10 protein-coding genes are annotated in these 16,494 nt (G+C 39.8%); 7 read left to right on the forward strand and 3 right to left on the reverse strand.

What is annotated here, in order from left to right:
• Positions 1 to 967 precede the first annotated feature (967 nt).
• The gene (locus C3K47_RS04340) at positions 968 to 1,663 is read right to left on the reverse strand and encodes a Crp/Fnr family transcriptional regulator (protein WP_103787898.1); all 696 of its coding nucleotides are present in this window, start codon (positions 1,661 to 1,663) and stop codon (positions 968 to 970) included.
• Between the two features lie 48 nt (positions 1,664 to 1,711).
• Entirely contained in the window at positions 1,712 to 2,443 is a 732-nt protein-coding gene (gene cobA, locus C3K47_RS04345) for a uroporphyrinogen-III C-methyltransferase (RefSeq protein ID WP_103787899.1), read from the reverse strand.
• A gap of 316 nt (positions 2,444 to 2,759) precedes the next feature.
• Between cobA and nirB the strand changes: the two genes are divergently transcribed.
• The 7 genes from nirB (at position 2,760) to C3K47_RS04380 (ending at position 14,447) form a co-directional block, all read left to right on the forward strand.
• Complete coding sequence (gene nirB / locus C3K47_RS04350; protein ID WP_103787900.1) at positions 2,760 to 5,264, forward strand: nitrite reductase large subunit NirB; 2,505 nt, start codon at positions 2,760 to 2,762, stop codon at positions 5,262 to 5,264.
• 32 nt (positions 5,265 to 5,296) lie between these two features.
• Positions 5,297 to 5,653, forward strand: coding sequence for a nitrite reductase small subunit NirD (gene nirD, locus C3K47_RS04355; RefSeq protein ID WP_103787901.1), 357 nt, complete (start codon positions 5,297 to 5,299; stop codon positions 5,651 to 5,653).
• A gap of 94 nt (positions 5,654 to 5,747) precedes the next feature.
• The gene (locus C3K47_RS04360; protein ID WP_103787902.1) at positions 5,748 to 7,286 is read left to right on the forward strand and encodes an alginate export family protein; all 1,539 of its coding nucleotides are present in this window, start codon (positions 5,748 to 5,750) and stop codon (positions 7,284 to 7,286) included.
• 36 nt (positions 7,287 to 7,322) lie between these two features.
• A complete protein-coding gene (locus C3K47_RS04365) occupies positions 7,323 to 8,627 on the forward strand; it encodes an MFS transporter (protein ID WP_103787903.1) in 1,305 nt (434 codons plus the stop codon).
• Positions 8,628 to 8,657: 30 nt separating this feature from the next.
• Positions 8,658 to 12,173, forward strand: a complete 3,516-nt coding sequence (locus tag C3K47_RS04370; protein ID WP_103787904.1) for a nitrate reductase — start codon at positions 8,658 to 8,660, stop codon at positions 12,171 to 12,173.
• A 1-nt stretch (position 12,174) separates the two neighbouring features.
• Positions 12,175 to 13,659: a rubredoxin gene (locus C3K47_RS04375; RefSeq protein ID WP_103787905.1), complete on the forward strand. Its 1,485-nt coding sequence runs from the start codon at positions 12,175 to 12,177 to the stop codon at positions 13,657 to 13,659.
• Positions 13,660 to 13,727: 68 nt separating this feature from the next.
• On the forward strand, positions 13,728 to 14,447 hold the full coding sequence (locus C3K47_RS04380) for a carboxypeptidase-like regulatory domain-containing protein (protein WP_103787906.1): 720 nt from the start codon (positions 13,728 to 13,730) through the stop codon (positions 14,445 to 14,447).
• A 39-nt stretch (positions 14,448 to 14,486) separates the two neighbouring features.
• Here the strand turns inward: C3K47_RS04380 and C3K47_RS04385 are convergent, their stop codons facing one another.
• The gene (locus C3K47_RS04385; protein ID WP_103787907.1) at positions 14,487 to 16,478 is read right to left on the reverse strand and encodes an OmpA family protein; all 1,992 of its coding nucleotides are present in this window, start codon (positions 16,476 to 16,478) and stop codon (positions 14,487 to 14,489) included.
• Positions 16,479 to 16,494 lie beyond the last annotated feature (16 nt).

Below are 16,494 nucleotides of genomic sequence, written 5' to 3' on the forward strand. Positions count from 1 at the left end.
TGATTTTTGAACGGTATCGCAGTCCCGATAGATCGGGAAGGTCGTAGGTTCGAATCCTGCCACCCCGACGGAAAAAGAAAAGCTCAATCATGAAAATGGTTGGGCTTTTTTGTTTTTTATGATTTTTGAACCGTATCGCAGTTCCGATAGATCGGGAAGGTCATAGGTTCGAATCCTGTCACCCCGACGGGAAAAGAAAAGCTCAATCATGAAAATGATTGGGCTTTTTTGTTTTTTATGATTTTTGAACCGTATCGCAGTCTCGATAGATCGGGAAGGTCGTAGGTTCGAATCCTGCCACCCCGACGGAAAAAGCTCAATCATGAAAATGGTTGGGCTTTTTTGTTTAAACAGTTTTGGTTCTGCCGAAACTGCAATTCTGAAACTGATCTGGATGATTATAAATGGAATACAATAAAAAATGAGCTGCCTGGTTTATTGGGCAGCTCATTTTTTTACTATCAGGTGAGTAACTGATGCATTTCTTTGCTTTGAATTACCATTTAGTGAACGAACTTACCATAAAGAAAATGGCAACAATGGCGAAAATTACAGCATGTTTAGTTTTGAATTCGAATTCTTTTTTTGTCCTTCTCATAAGCGCAAATTTTACTAAGTGATCATTTAATTACTTATCCTACCCTCTAAAAACCACCTTATATTGTTAAATTATATTAACAGTATTGATAATTTTATGCCACATTGTACAACTTGCGATCGTTTTTAGATGAAAAGCAGTTAGGAGTGTTGTCTTTCTGCGTTTTTTCTTATTTTTTCTCCCTAGGTTTGATCTGCTATTGCTAGTGCTTAATTGTTTAGAAAATGCTACGGTTTTTAAATGAAAAGTTTTAGGTGCTTATTGGAGCTTATTAAGCCGTTGAATATGAAAAAGGCTTAAGTTTAATTCATAGTTCTTTTTAGCAGAGTTGAGGATGCTTTGGTTTTTAAGGGTTTTTAGCTGATTATCTTATTTCGACTCGCGTTCAATTACGTTTTGCAGGTGTTCAGTATTTAAGAGTGCTATCTTTTTGCCGATTACCTTAACCGAATTTTCGGTAACCAGTTCATTCATTACCCGAAAAGCGGTTTCATAGGTAGTGCCGGAAAATGAAGCGATATCCTGTCGGCTAAGAGTAACATCCAGAAAATTCTCTTCATCCAACCCAAAGGTGTTTTTTAAAGATAGAAGACAGCTTGCTACCCTTCCTTTTACTGACATGTGTGCAAGGTCTTTCATTCTTTTTTCTGATTCCTGCAATTCATTTGAATAGAACATCATTAGTTCAAACATTAATGTGGGGTTAACTTTTAATGAAGACAAAAAGAATTCTTTTTCAATAAAACAAACGGTAGTGGGCTCTAATGCCGTTGCTGAAACTGGGTAGTTCTTCTCTTTGCCAATTCCCCGGTGTCCAAAAATTCCTCCTGATGTTGCAAATCGGATGATTAGTTCTTTGTCATCTCCCCATTTTTGATGAACCTTGACTTTTCCTTTATAAATAAAATAAATGCCTTTTACCTCATCACCTTCACCGAAAATAAGTTCCCCTTTTTTATAGTCAAGGTTTTTTTTATGAATTTCTACAGCCGGTAGCCATTCTTTCACGCATAATGAACATAAAAAACAACTTTTTACATCGCACAGATCTTTACTTTTCTTCATTTATACTACCTCTTTTGATACTGTGGATTAATATACAATGATAATCGATTAAACTGCAAATTGGGTCTCTATTTTGGTTACTTCTCCTATAACAATTAATGCAGGGTGAGAGATCTCGCGCTCTTTTGCAAGTGATTCAAGATCCTTTATGCAGCCTTTGGTAATTTTCATATGAGGTAAGGATGCGTGCTGTATTAATGCAGCAGGAGTTTCACCTTTTCCGCATTTAATGCATTCGTTAACAATGGCTGGCAGGTTTTTCATTCCCATATAAATAACCACAGTGGTATTGCTTTGCATGGCCAGCTGAATATCTTTTGATAATGAGCCATCTTTTTTAGTGCCAGTAATGATCCAAATACCTTCGCTGATGCCTCGGTGTGTTAGTGTAATGTCTGACATTCCTACTGCCAGCATGCTGGTTATTCCGGGTATGTAGTTTGCCTTGATTCCGTTTTGTCTCGCGAAGATGATTTCTTCCATTCCCCGCCCAAAAATAAAGGGATCTCCACCTTTTAAGCGTACAACCAGTTTGTTGTTAATGGCCTTTTCTTTTATGAGCTCATGAATTCGTTCTTGTGGGGTGTATTCTTTATAAGGAGGTTTGCCCACATAAATTTTTTCACAATCATCTTTAGCATGATTCAGTAAAACCCGATTTATCAGGTTGTCATATAAAATTACGTCTGCTTTCTTTAAAATATTTACCGCTTTTAGTGTAATTAGCTCCGGATCGCCAGGTCCTGCGCCAATAATTGTTAATTCTGCTCCTGAATTCATGTGTTTTCTAGTTTTTTGTATGAAAAATTCAGTAAAATCAATTTTTGTTTAAGTGTTATTGATAAAACTGTAAATAAACGTATTTGTTTTCTCTGTTTATTTGGCTAAAATAGCATATTGAAATATTTTATTTTAATTTTTTTATGATTTTAAAGATATTTTATTTTATTTTTACATCAATAAGCAATTGTAAATCATAATTAACATCATATAATTGCTTTAATATTTACTTTTTTATAACGTTTTAGTAATAATCGATATAAAAACATATGAAATCAGATAAAAATTCTCTTTTATAACTAAAAAATAACTGAATATGTCCGAAATATCTACAAAAAATATAGTAATTGTTGGAAATGGGATGGTTGGTTATAAGTTTTGTGAAAAATTACTGGCCAAATCCAATAGATTTAATTTAATTGTCTTTGGAGAGGAGCCGAGAGTTGCCTATGACCGGGTTCATTTAAGTGAATTTTTCTCCGGGAAGACAGCTGATGATCTTAGCATGGCTGACATCAGCTGGTACTCCGACAATAACATAACGCTACACCTTGGCGATCCAATAAAGGAAATTAACCGCGAAACCCAAACCATCTACTCTTCAAAAGGCCTCATTCAATCTTATGATTATTTAATTCTGGCAACCGGGTCGGCACCGTTTGTTCCTAATCTTCCGGGTATTGATAAAAAAGGTGTGTTTGTTTATCGAACTATAGAAGACCTGGAGGCAATGAGCAGACATGCTGAGTTTGCTAAAAAAGGTGTGGTTATGGGTGGTGGACTTTTAGGATTGGAAGCCGCTAAAGCCTTAATAGACCTGGGCATTGAAGAAACTCATGTAATAGAGTTTGCCCCTCGTTTAATGCCGCGTCAAATCGACCAAAACGGCAGTAAGTTGCTTCAAAATAAATTAAAAGAACTTGGCCTGCAGGTGCACCTGAATGTAAATACTTCTAAAATTTTAGGGGATGAAGAAATTACAGGCTTGCAGTTTGCCGACGATACTATAATGAGTTTGGATATGCTGGTGATTTCGGCAGGTATTCGCCCGCGTGATGAATTGGCAAAACAATGCGGTTTAGAGGTTGGTCCTCGAGGAGGCATTGTGGTAAATGAGTTCATGCAAACATCTGATGAAAAAGTATTCGCAATTGGCGAGTGTGCCTTGTTTGATGGAATGATCTACGGGCTGGTGGCTCCCGGATATGAAATGGCCGACATTGTTGCTTCACATTTATGTGATATTGAAAAAAGATTTAAAGGCTATGATATGAGCACCAAACTTAAATTAATTGGTGTGGATGTGGCCAGCTTTGGAGATCCGTTTATCTGCGAGCCTGATTGTAAGACCATTGTATTGGAAGATTCTAACAAAGGTGTTTACAAACGTATTAATATGACTACAGATGGGAAACACCTGTTGGGAGGCGTTTTGGTAGGTGATGCTGAAGCATACAATATGTTATTGCAAACAGTAAACAACAAGATCGTGTTGCCTCCAAATCCTGAGGACCTGATATTGGGAGTCAGGGGAGGTGCGGTTGCTGAAGGTGCTGGTGTAATAAGTTTACCTGACGATGCTCTTATTTGTTCTTGTGAAGCCGTTACAAAAGGTACTATTTGTTCGGCGGTAATTGATCAGGAGATCACCACCATTGATGGTATGAAAAAATGCACTAAAGCAGGTACCGGTTGCGGTGGTTGTGTACCAATGGTGAAAGACCTGATCAATGGAACGCTGAAGGAAAATGGCAAATACGTTAAAAATGTAATTTGTGAGCATTTTAACTTTTCGCGCCAGGAACTGCTCGATCTCATCAAAATAAACAATATTAAAAATTATGATGAGGTGCTGGATACTTTTGGAAAAGGTGACGGGTGCGAAGTGTGCAAACCTGCTGTTGCCAGTATTTTAGCAAGCCTGTGGAATGATCTGATTTTAAAACAAGCCACTATACAAGATAGTAACGACCGTTTTTTAGCAAATATTCAAAAAGGCGGTACTTATTCGGTAGTACCTCGTATTGCAGGTGGTGAAATAACTCCCGAAAAGCTGATCGTAATCGGTGAAGTCGCAAAAGAATTTGGCCTCTATACCAAAATTACCGGTGGTCAGCGTATCGATATGTTCGGTGCACATCTGAATGATTTACCATTGATTTGGAAAAGACTTACAGATGCAGGCTTTGAAAGTGGCCATGCCTACGGTAAATCATTGCGTACCGTAAAAAGTTGCGTTGGAAGTACCTGGTGCCGTTTTGGTTTACATGATAGTGTTTCATTTGCCATTGAAATTGAAAATCGCTACAAGGGTTTACGCTCTCCGCATAAATTAAAAGGCGGCGTTTCCGGATGTATCCGCGAGTGTGCCGAAGCACAATCAAAAGACTTTGGAATTATCGCCACTGAAAAAGGCTGGAATCTGTACGTATGTGGTAATGGTGGTTCTAAACCGCAGCATGCTCAATTGCTGGCTGCCGATATTGATAGCGCAACCTGTATCAAATACCTCGATCGCTTTCTGATGTTCTATATCAAAACTGCTGATCCGCTAACCCGTACCGCAACCTGGTTAAATAAGATGGAAGGTGGAATGAGCTATTTGAAGAATGTGGTAGTGAATGACAGTTTGAACGTTGCTGAAGAGTTGGAGGCCGAAATGGAATTACTGATCAAAAACTACAAATGCGAGTGGCTCGAAGTGGTGGAAAACGATGAGATGAAAAAGAAATTCAGCCATTTTGTTAATGCACCTGAAGTAAAGGACCCTACCGTTTCTTTCGAACCATTAAGAGACCAGGTAATGGCTACTCAATGGTAATTGATAATTCTGTTAACTAAAAAACTACTGCTATGAATCAAGATGTAATGACAGCCTGTGAATGGGTTATGGTGTGTGATGCCACTGATATTCCCGAAAATGGAGGAGCCTGTGTAAAAGTTGAAGATGTACAAATTGCCGTTTTCAACTTTGCAAGAAGAAATGAGTGGTATGCAACTCAAAATTTATGTCCTCATAAACAACAAATGGTGCTTTCGAGGGGAATGATAGGAAGCGCCGGCGATAACTGTGAACCTAAAGTGGCCTGCCCGTTTCATAAGAATACCTTTTCACTGCAAACCGGAAAATGCCTCAGTAATGATGAGTTAGAAATAAAAGTATATCCGATTAAAGTTGAAAACGGGAAGGTATATGTGAGTTTGGAATAAAGATCTGATGAAAAGAAAAACCCCAACCCAGAATTGCAGTCTGTATTGGGGAAATAAGTTTCAAGATCTGTTAATTACTTAAAACCAGTGCCAAATGTATTTAAAAAATAGATTATTTGCTGCCGTTTTTGTTCTCATTCTGATTTTTTCAGCAACTACAAATTCTTTCGCCCAATTGACGCTAAATGCACAACTACGGGCACGCGCTGAATACCGAAATGGCTTTTCCAATCTTTTACCTTCCAGTGCTCAATCAGCCGACTTTATTTCGCAACGAACCCGCTTAGGCTTTGGGTATAAGTGGAATTTTTTGGTGGTGGGAGGCAGTATTCAGGATGTGAGGGTATGGGGACAAGATGCTTCAACCATTAGCAATTCGGATGGTAATAAGCTGATGTTGCACGAAGGTTGGGCCGAAGTTATTTTGGCGAATAAAGCCGATACTTCCAACCAGTTCAAGCTCCTAGATTTTCTTTCATTTAAAATTGGTCGTCAGGAACTGATCTATGATGATGCCCGATTAATTGGCAACCTCGATTGGACGCAACAAGGCCGTCGATTCGACATGGCTTTACTAAAAGCTGTTCATAAAGGCTGGCAACTCGATTTAGGCTATGCCTATAATCAAAACAGCGAAAAAATGTCGGGTAACAATTATGTTCCCGGTAATGTTCCGCAGTATATAAAAAATGATCAGGGAGTGCTGGTACCTACGCCCGAGGGAATGGTCCCTTTAACCAATGCTTCGGGAAATAGTGCGGCCAATGGAAATCCCACGTACACCAATCCGCCCACAACAAACGGGGGCACACAGGATTATAAAAAGTTTGCCAGTGTTTACCTGAGCAAATCGTTTAACAATACCAAGCTTTCGGCATTGTTCTTTAATGATAAGTTTGGAAAGTACCGCGCCGCCATCGTTGAAACGAACGGAGGTGTTGTGTACGGCAGATATTTCGATGTTGAAGGTTCTTCCAGTCGCTTAACTTATGGGCTTATGGCTGTGCAAAGCTTTCCGATAACAGCTAATAAAAGTACGGTTAAGCTTCAGTTGAATTACTACCAACAGTCGGGAGAAGATCGTGATGACCGTGATCTGAATGCCTATCATTACAGTGTATTTGCCACTTTTAATAAAGGCCGATTTAGCATCGGTCCTGGTTTCGACTATTTATCAGGAAATAAAGCTTCAACCCCATCAACAGAAAGCAAACGCTTTGATCCGCTTTACGGAACCCCGCACAAGTTTTGGGGCTACATGGATTATTTCTACGCAGCAACCGGTTCTCCGGCGCAGGGATTAAAAAATGCTTACATCAAATCTAAGTTCACCGAAAAGATCTACTCAGTTGCTTTGGATTACCACCATTTTGAGGTAGCCAATGAAATGGCCGCTACCACACAAAAAAATCTGGGCGATGAGTTTGACTTAACAGCAAGTTGCAACCTGAATAAATTCACCACGCTCGATTTTGGATACTCAGTTATGCTTGCAACCGATGCCATGCCATATGCTAAAGGGCAATCTCCCACGATGCCAACAGCAAACTTCGATAAAACGGCGCAGTGGGCCTATCTGTCGGTCAGTATAAAGCCTGAGTTTATTTTCAGCAAGCAAGCGTCCGTCAAATAATAATCCCTCCTAATTAATTACCTCAAAAAAATCAACATGGAAAACTTCAACACAAAACCCCTGACAAAACTGAATATATTTTCCTTTAAAGGCGTTCAAATGCGAACGTTCCATATCACCTGGTTAACCTTTTTTGTTTGTTTCTTCGGATGGTTCGGACTGGCTCCTTTAATGCCAACTATTCGAACCGATCTTGGTTTGTCTAAAGCACAGGTGGGTAATACAATTATAGCGGCTGTTTCGGCTACTATTTTTGCCCGGTTAATTATAGGTAAACTGTGTGATACCTGGGGCCCAAGGAAAACGTATACTACTTTATTGATCATTGGTTCATTACCGGTGATGTTGGTGGGTTTAGCCCATTCATATACTACGTTTTTATTGTTCCGGTTGGCTATTGGTGTAATTGGAGCTTCGTTCGTTATTACCCAGTTTCATACTTCGATAATGTTTGCCCCCAAAATTAAAGGAACGGTAAATGCTGTTGCAGGGGGGTGGGGTAATTTGGGCGGTGGAGTAACCAACATGTTAATGCCACTGATCTTTGCCATGATCGTTGGTTTCGGTTATACTTCATCACAAGCCTGGCGCTATGCAATGATCTTTCCTGGGGTGTTGCTCCTGGTTATGGCTTACCTATATTATAACTACACAACCGATACACCCGAAGGTAATTTCAGCGAACTTAACAGAACACATAAAACTTCTTCGAAAACCGATTGGAGCATTTTAGCCGATTGGAGAGTGTGGTCATTAGCATTGGCTTACTCAGTTTGCTTTGGTATGGAAATCACTTTCGATGGAGTTGCCGCTCTCCACTTTACCGATTCATTTCACCTTTCTCAATCATCTGCCGGTTTTTGGGCAGGTATTTTCGGCTTTATGAATTTGTTTGCAAGAGCATTAGGTGGCATTGCCGCCGATAAGGTGAACCTGAAATTCGGAATAAGGGGTAAAGGTATTTTACTTGCCTGTTTGCTGCTGTTAGAAGGAGTGGGAATTATTCTTTTTGCACAGGCAGGATCATTAGTAATGGCGATTATCTCCATGCTTGGTTTTGCCATGTTCCTTAAAATGGCAAATGGTGCCACATATTCTATCACACCTTTTGTAAATGAAAAAAATGTGGGTTTGGTAAGCGGTATTGTTGGCGCGGGCGGGAATGTTGGAGGTATGTTATTCGGATTTCTGTTTAAATCAGAGTCGATTAGCTACGAACAGGCATTTGTTTATATAGGTTATGTAGTTATTGCTGTGTCGTGTTTGGTGCTATTTACTCGTTTTGCTAAACCTAAGGTAAGCGAAGATTACGTTTTGGATAGCAAGATGGCCGGAGCATAACAAAATAATTGAAAACGAAATTTGGGTACTATGTCGGAAAAGAAGAAAAATACCTTTGAAACTACTTGCTGTTATTGCGGCACTGGCTGCGGTATTCTGGCAAGTGTAACTAAAAATGGGAAGGTAGATGTTGAGGGAAACCCTGACCACGCGGTAAATAAGGGAATGCTTTGCAGTAAAGGCATGAACTTACATTACACCGTAAACGATCGCAGCGATCGGTTGCTTTACCCGCAAATGCGTTTTAATAAAAATATGCCATTGCAACGCGTCAGTTGGGACAATGCCCTCGATCGCACAGCAGCAGTTTTTAAAACCTTTATTGATAAGTATGGTCCTGATTCGGTTGCCTTTTATGTTTCGGGGCAATGTCTTACCGAAGAGTACTATGTAATTAACAAACTTATAAAAGGCTTTATTGGCAGCAACAATATTGACACAAACTCTCGTTTATGTATGAGTAGTGCTGTTGTGGGTTACAAAATGGCTTTGGGCGAAGATAGTGTTCCTGTTTGCTATGATGATATTGAACACGCCGACTGCTTTTTTGTAACCGGTGCCAATCCGGCCTGGTGTCATCCGATTATTTGGCGCAGGGTGGAGGCGCATAAAGCAGCCAACCCAAATGTGAAAATAATTGTTGTGGATCCCCGCAAAACTGACAGTTGTTCTGTTGCCGATATTCATTTGCAGATAAACCCCGGAACCGATGTTACGCTGAATAATGCTATTGGTCGTTTGTTAATTGAGAATGGCCGGATAAACAGTGAATTTTTAAAAAATAATACCGAAGGATTTGAACGTTACAAGGAACAGGTTTTTGAACGTACAGTTGCTGAAGCAGCTTCAATTTGTGGGGTGTCCCTAAATGATATTAAAAGAACGGCGGCTTATATTGGTGCTGCGAAGGGTTTTTTAACCATGTGGACGATGGGCTTAAATCAGAGTGCTATTGGCGTAAATAAAAACCTGAGTTTGATCAATCTTAACCTTATCACCGGACATATTGGGAAGCCAGGTTCAGGACCGTTTTCATTAACCGGCCAGCCCAATGCAATGGGTGGACGAGAGGTAGGTGGCTTGTCGAATCTTTTGCCGGCTCACCGTAACCTGAATAATCCTTTGCATCGTAAAGAAATACAGGAGTTTTGGGGAGGAGCTGCAATTTCTGAAAAGCCGGGACTTACAGCCACGGAAATGTTTGAAGCCCTTGAAAATGGTTCACTAAAAGCGATCTGGATCATTTGTACCAATCCGTTGGTAAGCCTGCCCGATGTTAGGCAGGCTGAGCGAGCCCTTAAAAAAGCAAAATTTGTGGTGGTTCAGGAAATTAGCAATAAGCCGGAAACGCTGGCGTATGCTGATGTAATTCTTCCTGCAGCCGCCTGGTTGGAAAAGGAGGGTACTATGACCAACTCCGAACGTCGCATCAGTCATCTCGCTAAAGTTTTGGAACCGGTTGGCGAAGCCCTGCCGGATCGGGAGATTATTTGTCGGTTTGCACAAAAAATGGGTTTTTCAGGTTTCGATTTTAAAAATGATGCTGACGTGTATGAAGAACATGCCGCTTTAACTTCCGGTACCTCCATTGATGTATCGGGATTAAATTATGAATTGATCAAAGGATTGAAAACGGTGCAATGGCCATTTCCAAAAGATTCAATCCAAACGGAATCGAAACGCTTGTTTGAGGATCATCGTTTCTTAACACCTTCAAAAAAAGCGATTATTCATTCGGTAGGTGACGCAATTGCAAGTGAGCAACCTGATGACAATTTTCCTTTGATACTAACCACTGGCCGTACCCGCGACCAATGGCACACCATGAGCAAAACCGGTAAGGTGAATAAGCTGAAGCAACATCTGGCCAAAGCTTTACTGGAAATTCATCCTGATGATGCCGCTTCATTACAGATAAAAGATGGAGACATCGTATCGGTGAACTCCAGAAGGGGAGAAGTGCAAATAAAAGCTTCTCTAACCAATGCATTAAAAAGAGGAGTAGTTTTTTTGCCTATGCACTGGGGTAAAGTGCTCAATAGTGATTTAAACCGGGCAAATAATCTTACCAACAACTTGGTGGATCCTGTTTCTAAAGAACCTGATTTTAAGTTTTGTGCAGTTAAGGTTAGTAAGTACAGTAAGCCAAAACAACGCATTGTTGTAATTGGCGCAGGAGCGGGTGCCTTTGGTTTTGTTAAGTCGTACCGCGAGCTGAACAAAACGGATGAGATCGTGATCTTCAGTGCGGAGAAGTTTCCGTTTTATAACCGTGTGATGTTGCCAGATTATATTTCGGGCGCGCAAAGCTGGCAGCAGTTGATAAAAATGAAAGAAGATGAAGAACCTGATTACCTGATTGATTTTAGAAAAGGGGTTAAGGTTGTACATATTGATCGAGTGAACAAAGTTATAACCGATTCGAATGGCGAGGCTACGGACTACGATGTATTGCTGGTGGCTACAGGAAGCCGCCCTTCTGTTCCTAAAAACCTCCCAAACCTGGAAGGAATATTTACCATGCGCAGCAGAATAGATGCAGACAGTTTTATTAATTATTTGCCCAAAGGCGGACAGGTTGTAATTGTTGGCGGAGGTTTGCTGGGACTCGAATTGGCGGCATCATTAACAGAGGTAAATGTTAAGCCTACTATTATTCAGCGCAGTTCGAGGTTTTTGGACCGGCAGCTCGATACCATTGGTAGCATGCTGCTGCATGAAGAAATGATTGATCAGGGCTGCGATATTTACTATAACGATGAAGTGCAGGTGATAAATGGTCAAACTAAAGTAACCGGAATAAGGTTGAAAAGTGGCAGAACGATTAATTGCGATGCGATTGTATATGCAATTGGTACCACCCCTAATATTGAACTTACCAAAGATTGCGGTTTGGAACATAAACGAGGTGTTATTGTGAACGAGCGCCTACAAACTTCCGATGAAAATATTTTTGCCATAGGTGAGATCGCTGAGTTTAACAATATGCTTTACGGAATAACTGCCGGGGCAGAACAACAGGCTGAAGTAGTTGCCAATTACCTGAACGGCGATATTGCCAGTTTCTACGATGGAACATTGTTAATGAATATTATCAAAGTTCATGGGTTTGACCTTTGCAGTATGGGTATGGTTGAATGTCCGCCAAATGATGATAATTATGAGGAGATCGTATTTAAGGACCTTGCAAAAAGGTATTATAAGAAATGTATCATCCACGAAGATAAATTGGTAGGCGCCATTTTAATAGGTGATAAAAATGAGTTTTTAGAGTACAAAGGGCTCATTGCAAATGGTACCGAATTAAGCGAAAAACGGTTGAGCCTGTTAAGAAGCGGTAAATCCACCGAACCGGTTATAGGCAAGCTGGTTTGCAGCTGCAATAGTGTGGGTATAGGTAATATTCAGCAGCAGATTAAAAAAGGCTGTGTAACGCTAAAAGAGGTATGCTCTGTTACAGGTGCCGGAACCGGCTGTGGCTCTTGTCGGCCGCAAGTACAACAAATATTAGATGAACTGATGGCTCAAATAGCAGAGGAGGTTTAATATGGCAAGTAAAAAAAGCACGGTAAAAATCAATTTGCCCGGAGGAATACTTTCGGCCGGCGACTTGCGGACAATTGTTAAGGCGGCTGAAGTTGTTGGTGTAAAAGAGGTACAAATGAGCGTACGGCAGCAATTGTATATAAACCTGCCGCATTCAAAAATTTCTGAAATTGTAACAGAGCTCGATAATTCGGGTTTGTTTTATGAGATCGATTTTGATGAATACCCCAATATTGTAAGCTCTTATGTAACTGATGAAGTGTTTAATCAGCCAGACTGGCTTACCGAAGGTGTTTACGCGGATGTGCTGGATTCATTTGATTATCGACCTCAACTGAAAATTAATTTGGTTGACAGCACTCAAACCCTGGTGCCTTTTTTTACCGGAAATATCAATTTTATTTCAAGCGCTGTTCCTAATTATTGGCATTTGTTCATTCGATTTCCTAAAGTTTCGGTGAATTATCAGTGGGATGGATTGATTTATACTGATGATATTGCAAAGTTAGCTAAAGCCATAGAATCAGCCATTTTAGCCAACAAAGAATTGTTTTACGAAAAAACAAATGCTAACGGGGAGTTTTTACAGGCGTTGATCGAGAGGGAGCATAATTTTGCATTTCGTAAAACGGAGGAAGAATTGGAAATGCCTGAATTTGCCTTGCCGTATTACGAAGGTTTTAATAACTACGGAAAAAAGATATGGCTGGGCGTTTATCGACGCGATGAACTTTTTTCTATCGACTTTTTAAAAGATATATGTGCGATCTGCCTTAAAACCAAAATTGGTCGTATTTATACTACTCCCTGGAAATCGATCATTGTTAAAGGCATTGAGCCGGAGGATCAAAAATACTGGAGTTATATTTTAGGTAAGCATCAGATTAATGTTCGACATGCTTCCAATGAGCTGAATTGGCAGGTGGAAGATCTTTCGGCCGAAGGCCTAACCATAAAAAAATACCTGGCCCGCAGATTCGATAGTATCGATTTGAAAACGCATGGCTTATGCTTTGCCATTAAAACCCAGCCTCGTACCGGCTTGTTTGGCTCTGTTGTTATTAAAAAACTGCATAACGTTAGAAAGTCAAAAACGAAAACGTCTGATCGCTTCGATATTTTATATACTCCAAATTTTAATGCCAACTCCAAAAACTACATTGTTTATAAAAGCCGGGTGCTGTTAACCGATATGGATGAATATTTGGCTGAATTAAGTCGATTTTATTATGAAGAGAAGGGTTTAAATAATGACTTTAACCAGCATTTTAAAATTGAAGAAGTTAAACAGGAAGAGGATGATGAATTAGTAGAAGTTTACCAATGTAAAGAGTGCCTTAGTGTTTATGATGTCACTTATGGCGACGAAATAGGGGATGTATTACCAGGCACTACTTTTAATGATTTACCTGACTCTTATTGCTGCCCAATTTGTGATGCTCCTAAGACCAGTTTTGTTTTAACTAATCTCAATTTTAAGTTATAAGAGTAAAGTAGTTTTTGTAAATTAAAAGCATATGATGCTTTATCCGTTTTTCATAGATCTGAATTTACATGAAACTGCTTTATTTACTTGCGATTCCTTTATTACTGATTTACAGTTGTACTAATGATCCTTCCAATGGAACTCCCATTGATAATTTAAGTGCCAAGGTGCAGCTTTTTGATGATTTGGGTAATGAGATTAAACCCGCTAATGGCGTGTCAATGACCATTGATAATGTAAAGCCAAAACGAACAGGCACATCCAACAATAGTGGAAATATTCAAATATTAAGTGTGGCGCCAGGTAAGTACGATGTTTTTTTTAGTAAAAGCGGATACGATACATATTGGGTTTATCAACATGAGCATGGGCAGCGTCAGTCGGGGATTGATGGGGTTAAACTCTCTATGTTTTCAACCACGCGGTTAAGCAACCTTACAGTGAAGTTTAATACGGCTGGAGAAAAGTATGAAATAGAAGGTGATATTTCACCCGTGACAGCTGATGATCGATGGGTCCGGTTGTTTTTTGGAGCCAGTGATGTTTCTTCGACAAATTACAGCTATTCACCACCTGTGCCTTTAATCGTTACAAACGGATCCTTTAAAGTCGACCTTAATAAGAATGATATTGCCGGATTAGGTATAGCTCAGGGGGCAAAGTTTTATGTGATCGGTTATGGAGCCTCAGCAGTTTCTGCCACTTACCTCCATCCTCAAACTAAAAAAAATGTATATACTTCACTTTCAACCAATCCTTCAAATATTGCAGAAGGCATTGTTGAATAGTGATATGTTGCTGTAAATTATTTGAATGACCAGGGGCGGTTAATGACCTAAAATAGAAAACTCCACTCTTCGGTTTTGTTGAAATTCTTTTTCAGTGCATTTAACGCCATCTCTGCAATTATTTACCGGCTGCGATTCTCCATAACTTTTGGCTTTGATACGCTTTTTATTGATTTTTTTGGTAACTAGATAATTTATTACTGATTGCGCTCTTTTTTTGCTTAAAGCCAAATTGTAACTGTCCGATCCTCTTGAATCAGCATGGGCTCTAAGTTCAATTGACATGGTTGGATTATTTTTCATTACCTGAACCAATTGGTTAAGATCTTTGATCGCAGTCTTTCTGATATTAAACTTGTCGAAGTCGAAATAAATATTCTTAAACTTGAGGTTCTTTTGCTGATTTATAACAATAGAATCGAGTTCTAATTGGACAGAAAATAGTTTAGAATCAGCATAACCGATAGTGCTTATGCTATCCTTTTGGGCAATGTGAAAGTTTGTCGTTTCTGCAGATACAGAGTAGTTGTTGTTTTCTTCTAACTGAAATTCAAATTCCCCTTTTTCATTTGTCGTAGTTTCAAGGTTAGCGCCGTTTATCTGATTGCAAAGATTAATTTTTGAGTTTTTCAGGGGGGCACGCGTTTTCTTATTTATCACTAGTCCTTTCAGTTTAAAATGAAGCTCCTTCTTCCTAAACTCATAGATATCGTCGGAGCCTTTTCCGCCTGTACGGTTGCTGGATAAATAACCACTTTTGCCCCCAACAGTAAAAACAATGTCGAAGTCGTCTTGATGAGTATTAAGCGGATAGCCCAGGTTTTTCGGCGGGTTCCATTTGGTGGTTTCATTGTTATATTTCGAAATAAAAATATCCAAGCCGCCCATTCCGCCCCAACCATTGCTGGCAAAATATAAATTGTTGTTTTGATCTGATGTTGGGAAACGTTCACTTCCCCATGAATTTAGCTGCCGAAGGTTAACCGGCTTGTCCCAGGTTCCATCATTAAGCTTTTTACAATAATACAAATCCGACTGGCCCACACCGCCCGGCATGTCAGAAGAGAAGTATAAAAACTGACCATCATTACTTAGGCAGGCATCACTCACTGAATATTGCAAGGGAGCATTATACACAAAGGGTTGAGGTTCAGTCCAGGTGTTGGTAATTGAATCAAATTTAGCGGAGTATATTTCAAGTTTGATGGTGTAATCTTTTTGTAATCGAGGGTCTTGAGTGTAATTTTTACTGTCAGTAATTCCACGGGTTCGTGTAAAGAATACCTCCTTTTTATCGGCCGAGAAGGTTGCCGGGCCATTGTGAAAAGGTCCGTTCAAATTATCTGAAAACGGAATGGCTTGTTGCCAGCCATTTGCTGTTTTTTCTGCATAAAATAATTTTAAATACGGTAAGCCAGTCCAGCCGTAGTAATTCTTCTTCAAGTTGTTGTTTACATTGAAAAACAAAAAGCGCTTATCTTTCATGTAATTGGGGTCAATAATTCGGTCGGACGTGAAAACGATGCCATTTTTATAGGGAACAGCTCCCCAATCGCTTTGCGGGGTGTTCAATAAGGTGTCGTGAGTAAAATCATAGTTAACCGGCTTAAGCATCCAGTATTTTGCCGAATCGCATGAAGCTATCAAACTGCCGATATTTGGAACGGCGTCTTTTCCTGCTTCGGTTTGATGTTTTTTGTACCATTCTTTAGCCTTATCATATTTGGCATTATTTCTTAATGATTCGGCGTAATAAAGAAAATCTGCTGGTTGGGCTTCTTTCATTTCTACTACTTGGGCATACCATGTTTCGGCAAGCGTGTATTCATTTAACTGGCGATAACTTTCGGCCAAACCCCGTGCGGAAGCAATCGTTTTCTTTTTGTTAAAGGCTTTTTCATATAAGTGGATGGCCTGCTGATAGTTTAATAATTCCGACTGGCGCTGGGCTTCTCGTAAAACAGCCTGGGCGTTAACCTTATTTACTGCCAGGCAAATTGTTAACAAAGCATATAAGTAGAGCAATCTCATTATCGGTGTCCCGTAA

Origin of the sequence: Solitalea longa (assembly GCF_002920915.1) — a bacterium.
Taxonomy (GTDB): Bacteria; Bacteroidota; Bacteroidia; order Sphingobacteriales; family Sphingobacteriaceae; genus Solitalea; species Solitalea longa.

Bases quoted from the DNA above. Each gene is read 5' to 3' on its own strand.
- nirD (WP_103787901.1), top strand. From the start codon at position 5,297: ATGAATCAAGATGTAATGACAGCCTGTGAATGGGTTATGGTGTGTGAT.
- nirB (WP_103787900.1), top strand. From the start codon at position 2,760: ATGTCCGAAATATCTACAAAAAATATAGTAATTGTTGGAAATGGGATG.
- C3K47_RS04385 (WP_103787907.1), bottom strand. From the start codon at position 16,478: ATGAGATTGCTCTACTTATATGCTTTGTTAACAATTTGCCTGGCAGTA.
- cobA (WP_103787899.1), bottom strand. From the start codon at position 2,443: ATGAATTCAGGAGCAGAATTAACAATTATTGGCGCAGGACCTGGCGAT.
- C3K47_RS04375 (WP_103787905.1), top strand. From the start codon at position 12,175: ATGGCAAGTAAAAAAAGCACGGTAAAAATCAATTTGCCCGGAGGAATA.
- C3K47_RS04360 (WP_103787902.1), top strand. From the start codon at position 5,748: ATGTATTTAAAAAATAGATTATTTGCTGCCGTTTTTGTTCTCATTCTG.
- C3K47_RS04340 (WP_103787898.1), bottom strand. From the start codon at position 1,663: ATGAAGAAAAGTAAAGATCTGTGCGATGTAAAAAGTTGTTTTTTATGT.
- C3K47_RS04365 (WP_103787903.1), top strand. From the start codon at position 7,323: ATGGAAAACTTCAACACAAAACCCCTGACAAAACTGAATATATTTTCC.
- C3K47_RS04380 (WP_103787906.1), top strand. From the start codon at position 13,728: ATGAAACTGCTTTATTTACTTGCGATTCCTTTATTACTGATTTACAGT.
- C3K47_RS04370 (WP_103787904.1), top strand. From the start codon at position 8,658: ATGTCGGAAAAGAAGAAAAATACCTTTGAAACTACTTGCTGTTATTGC.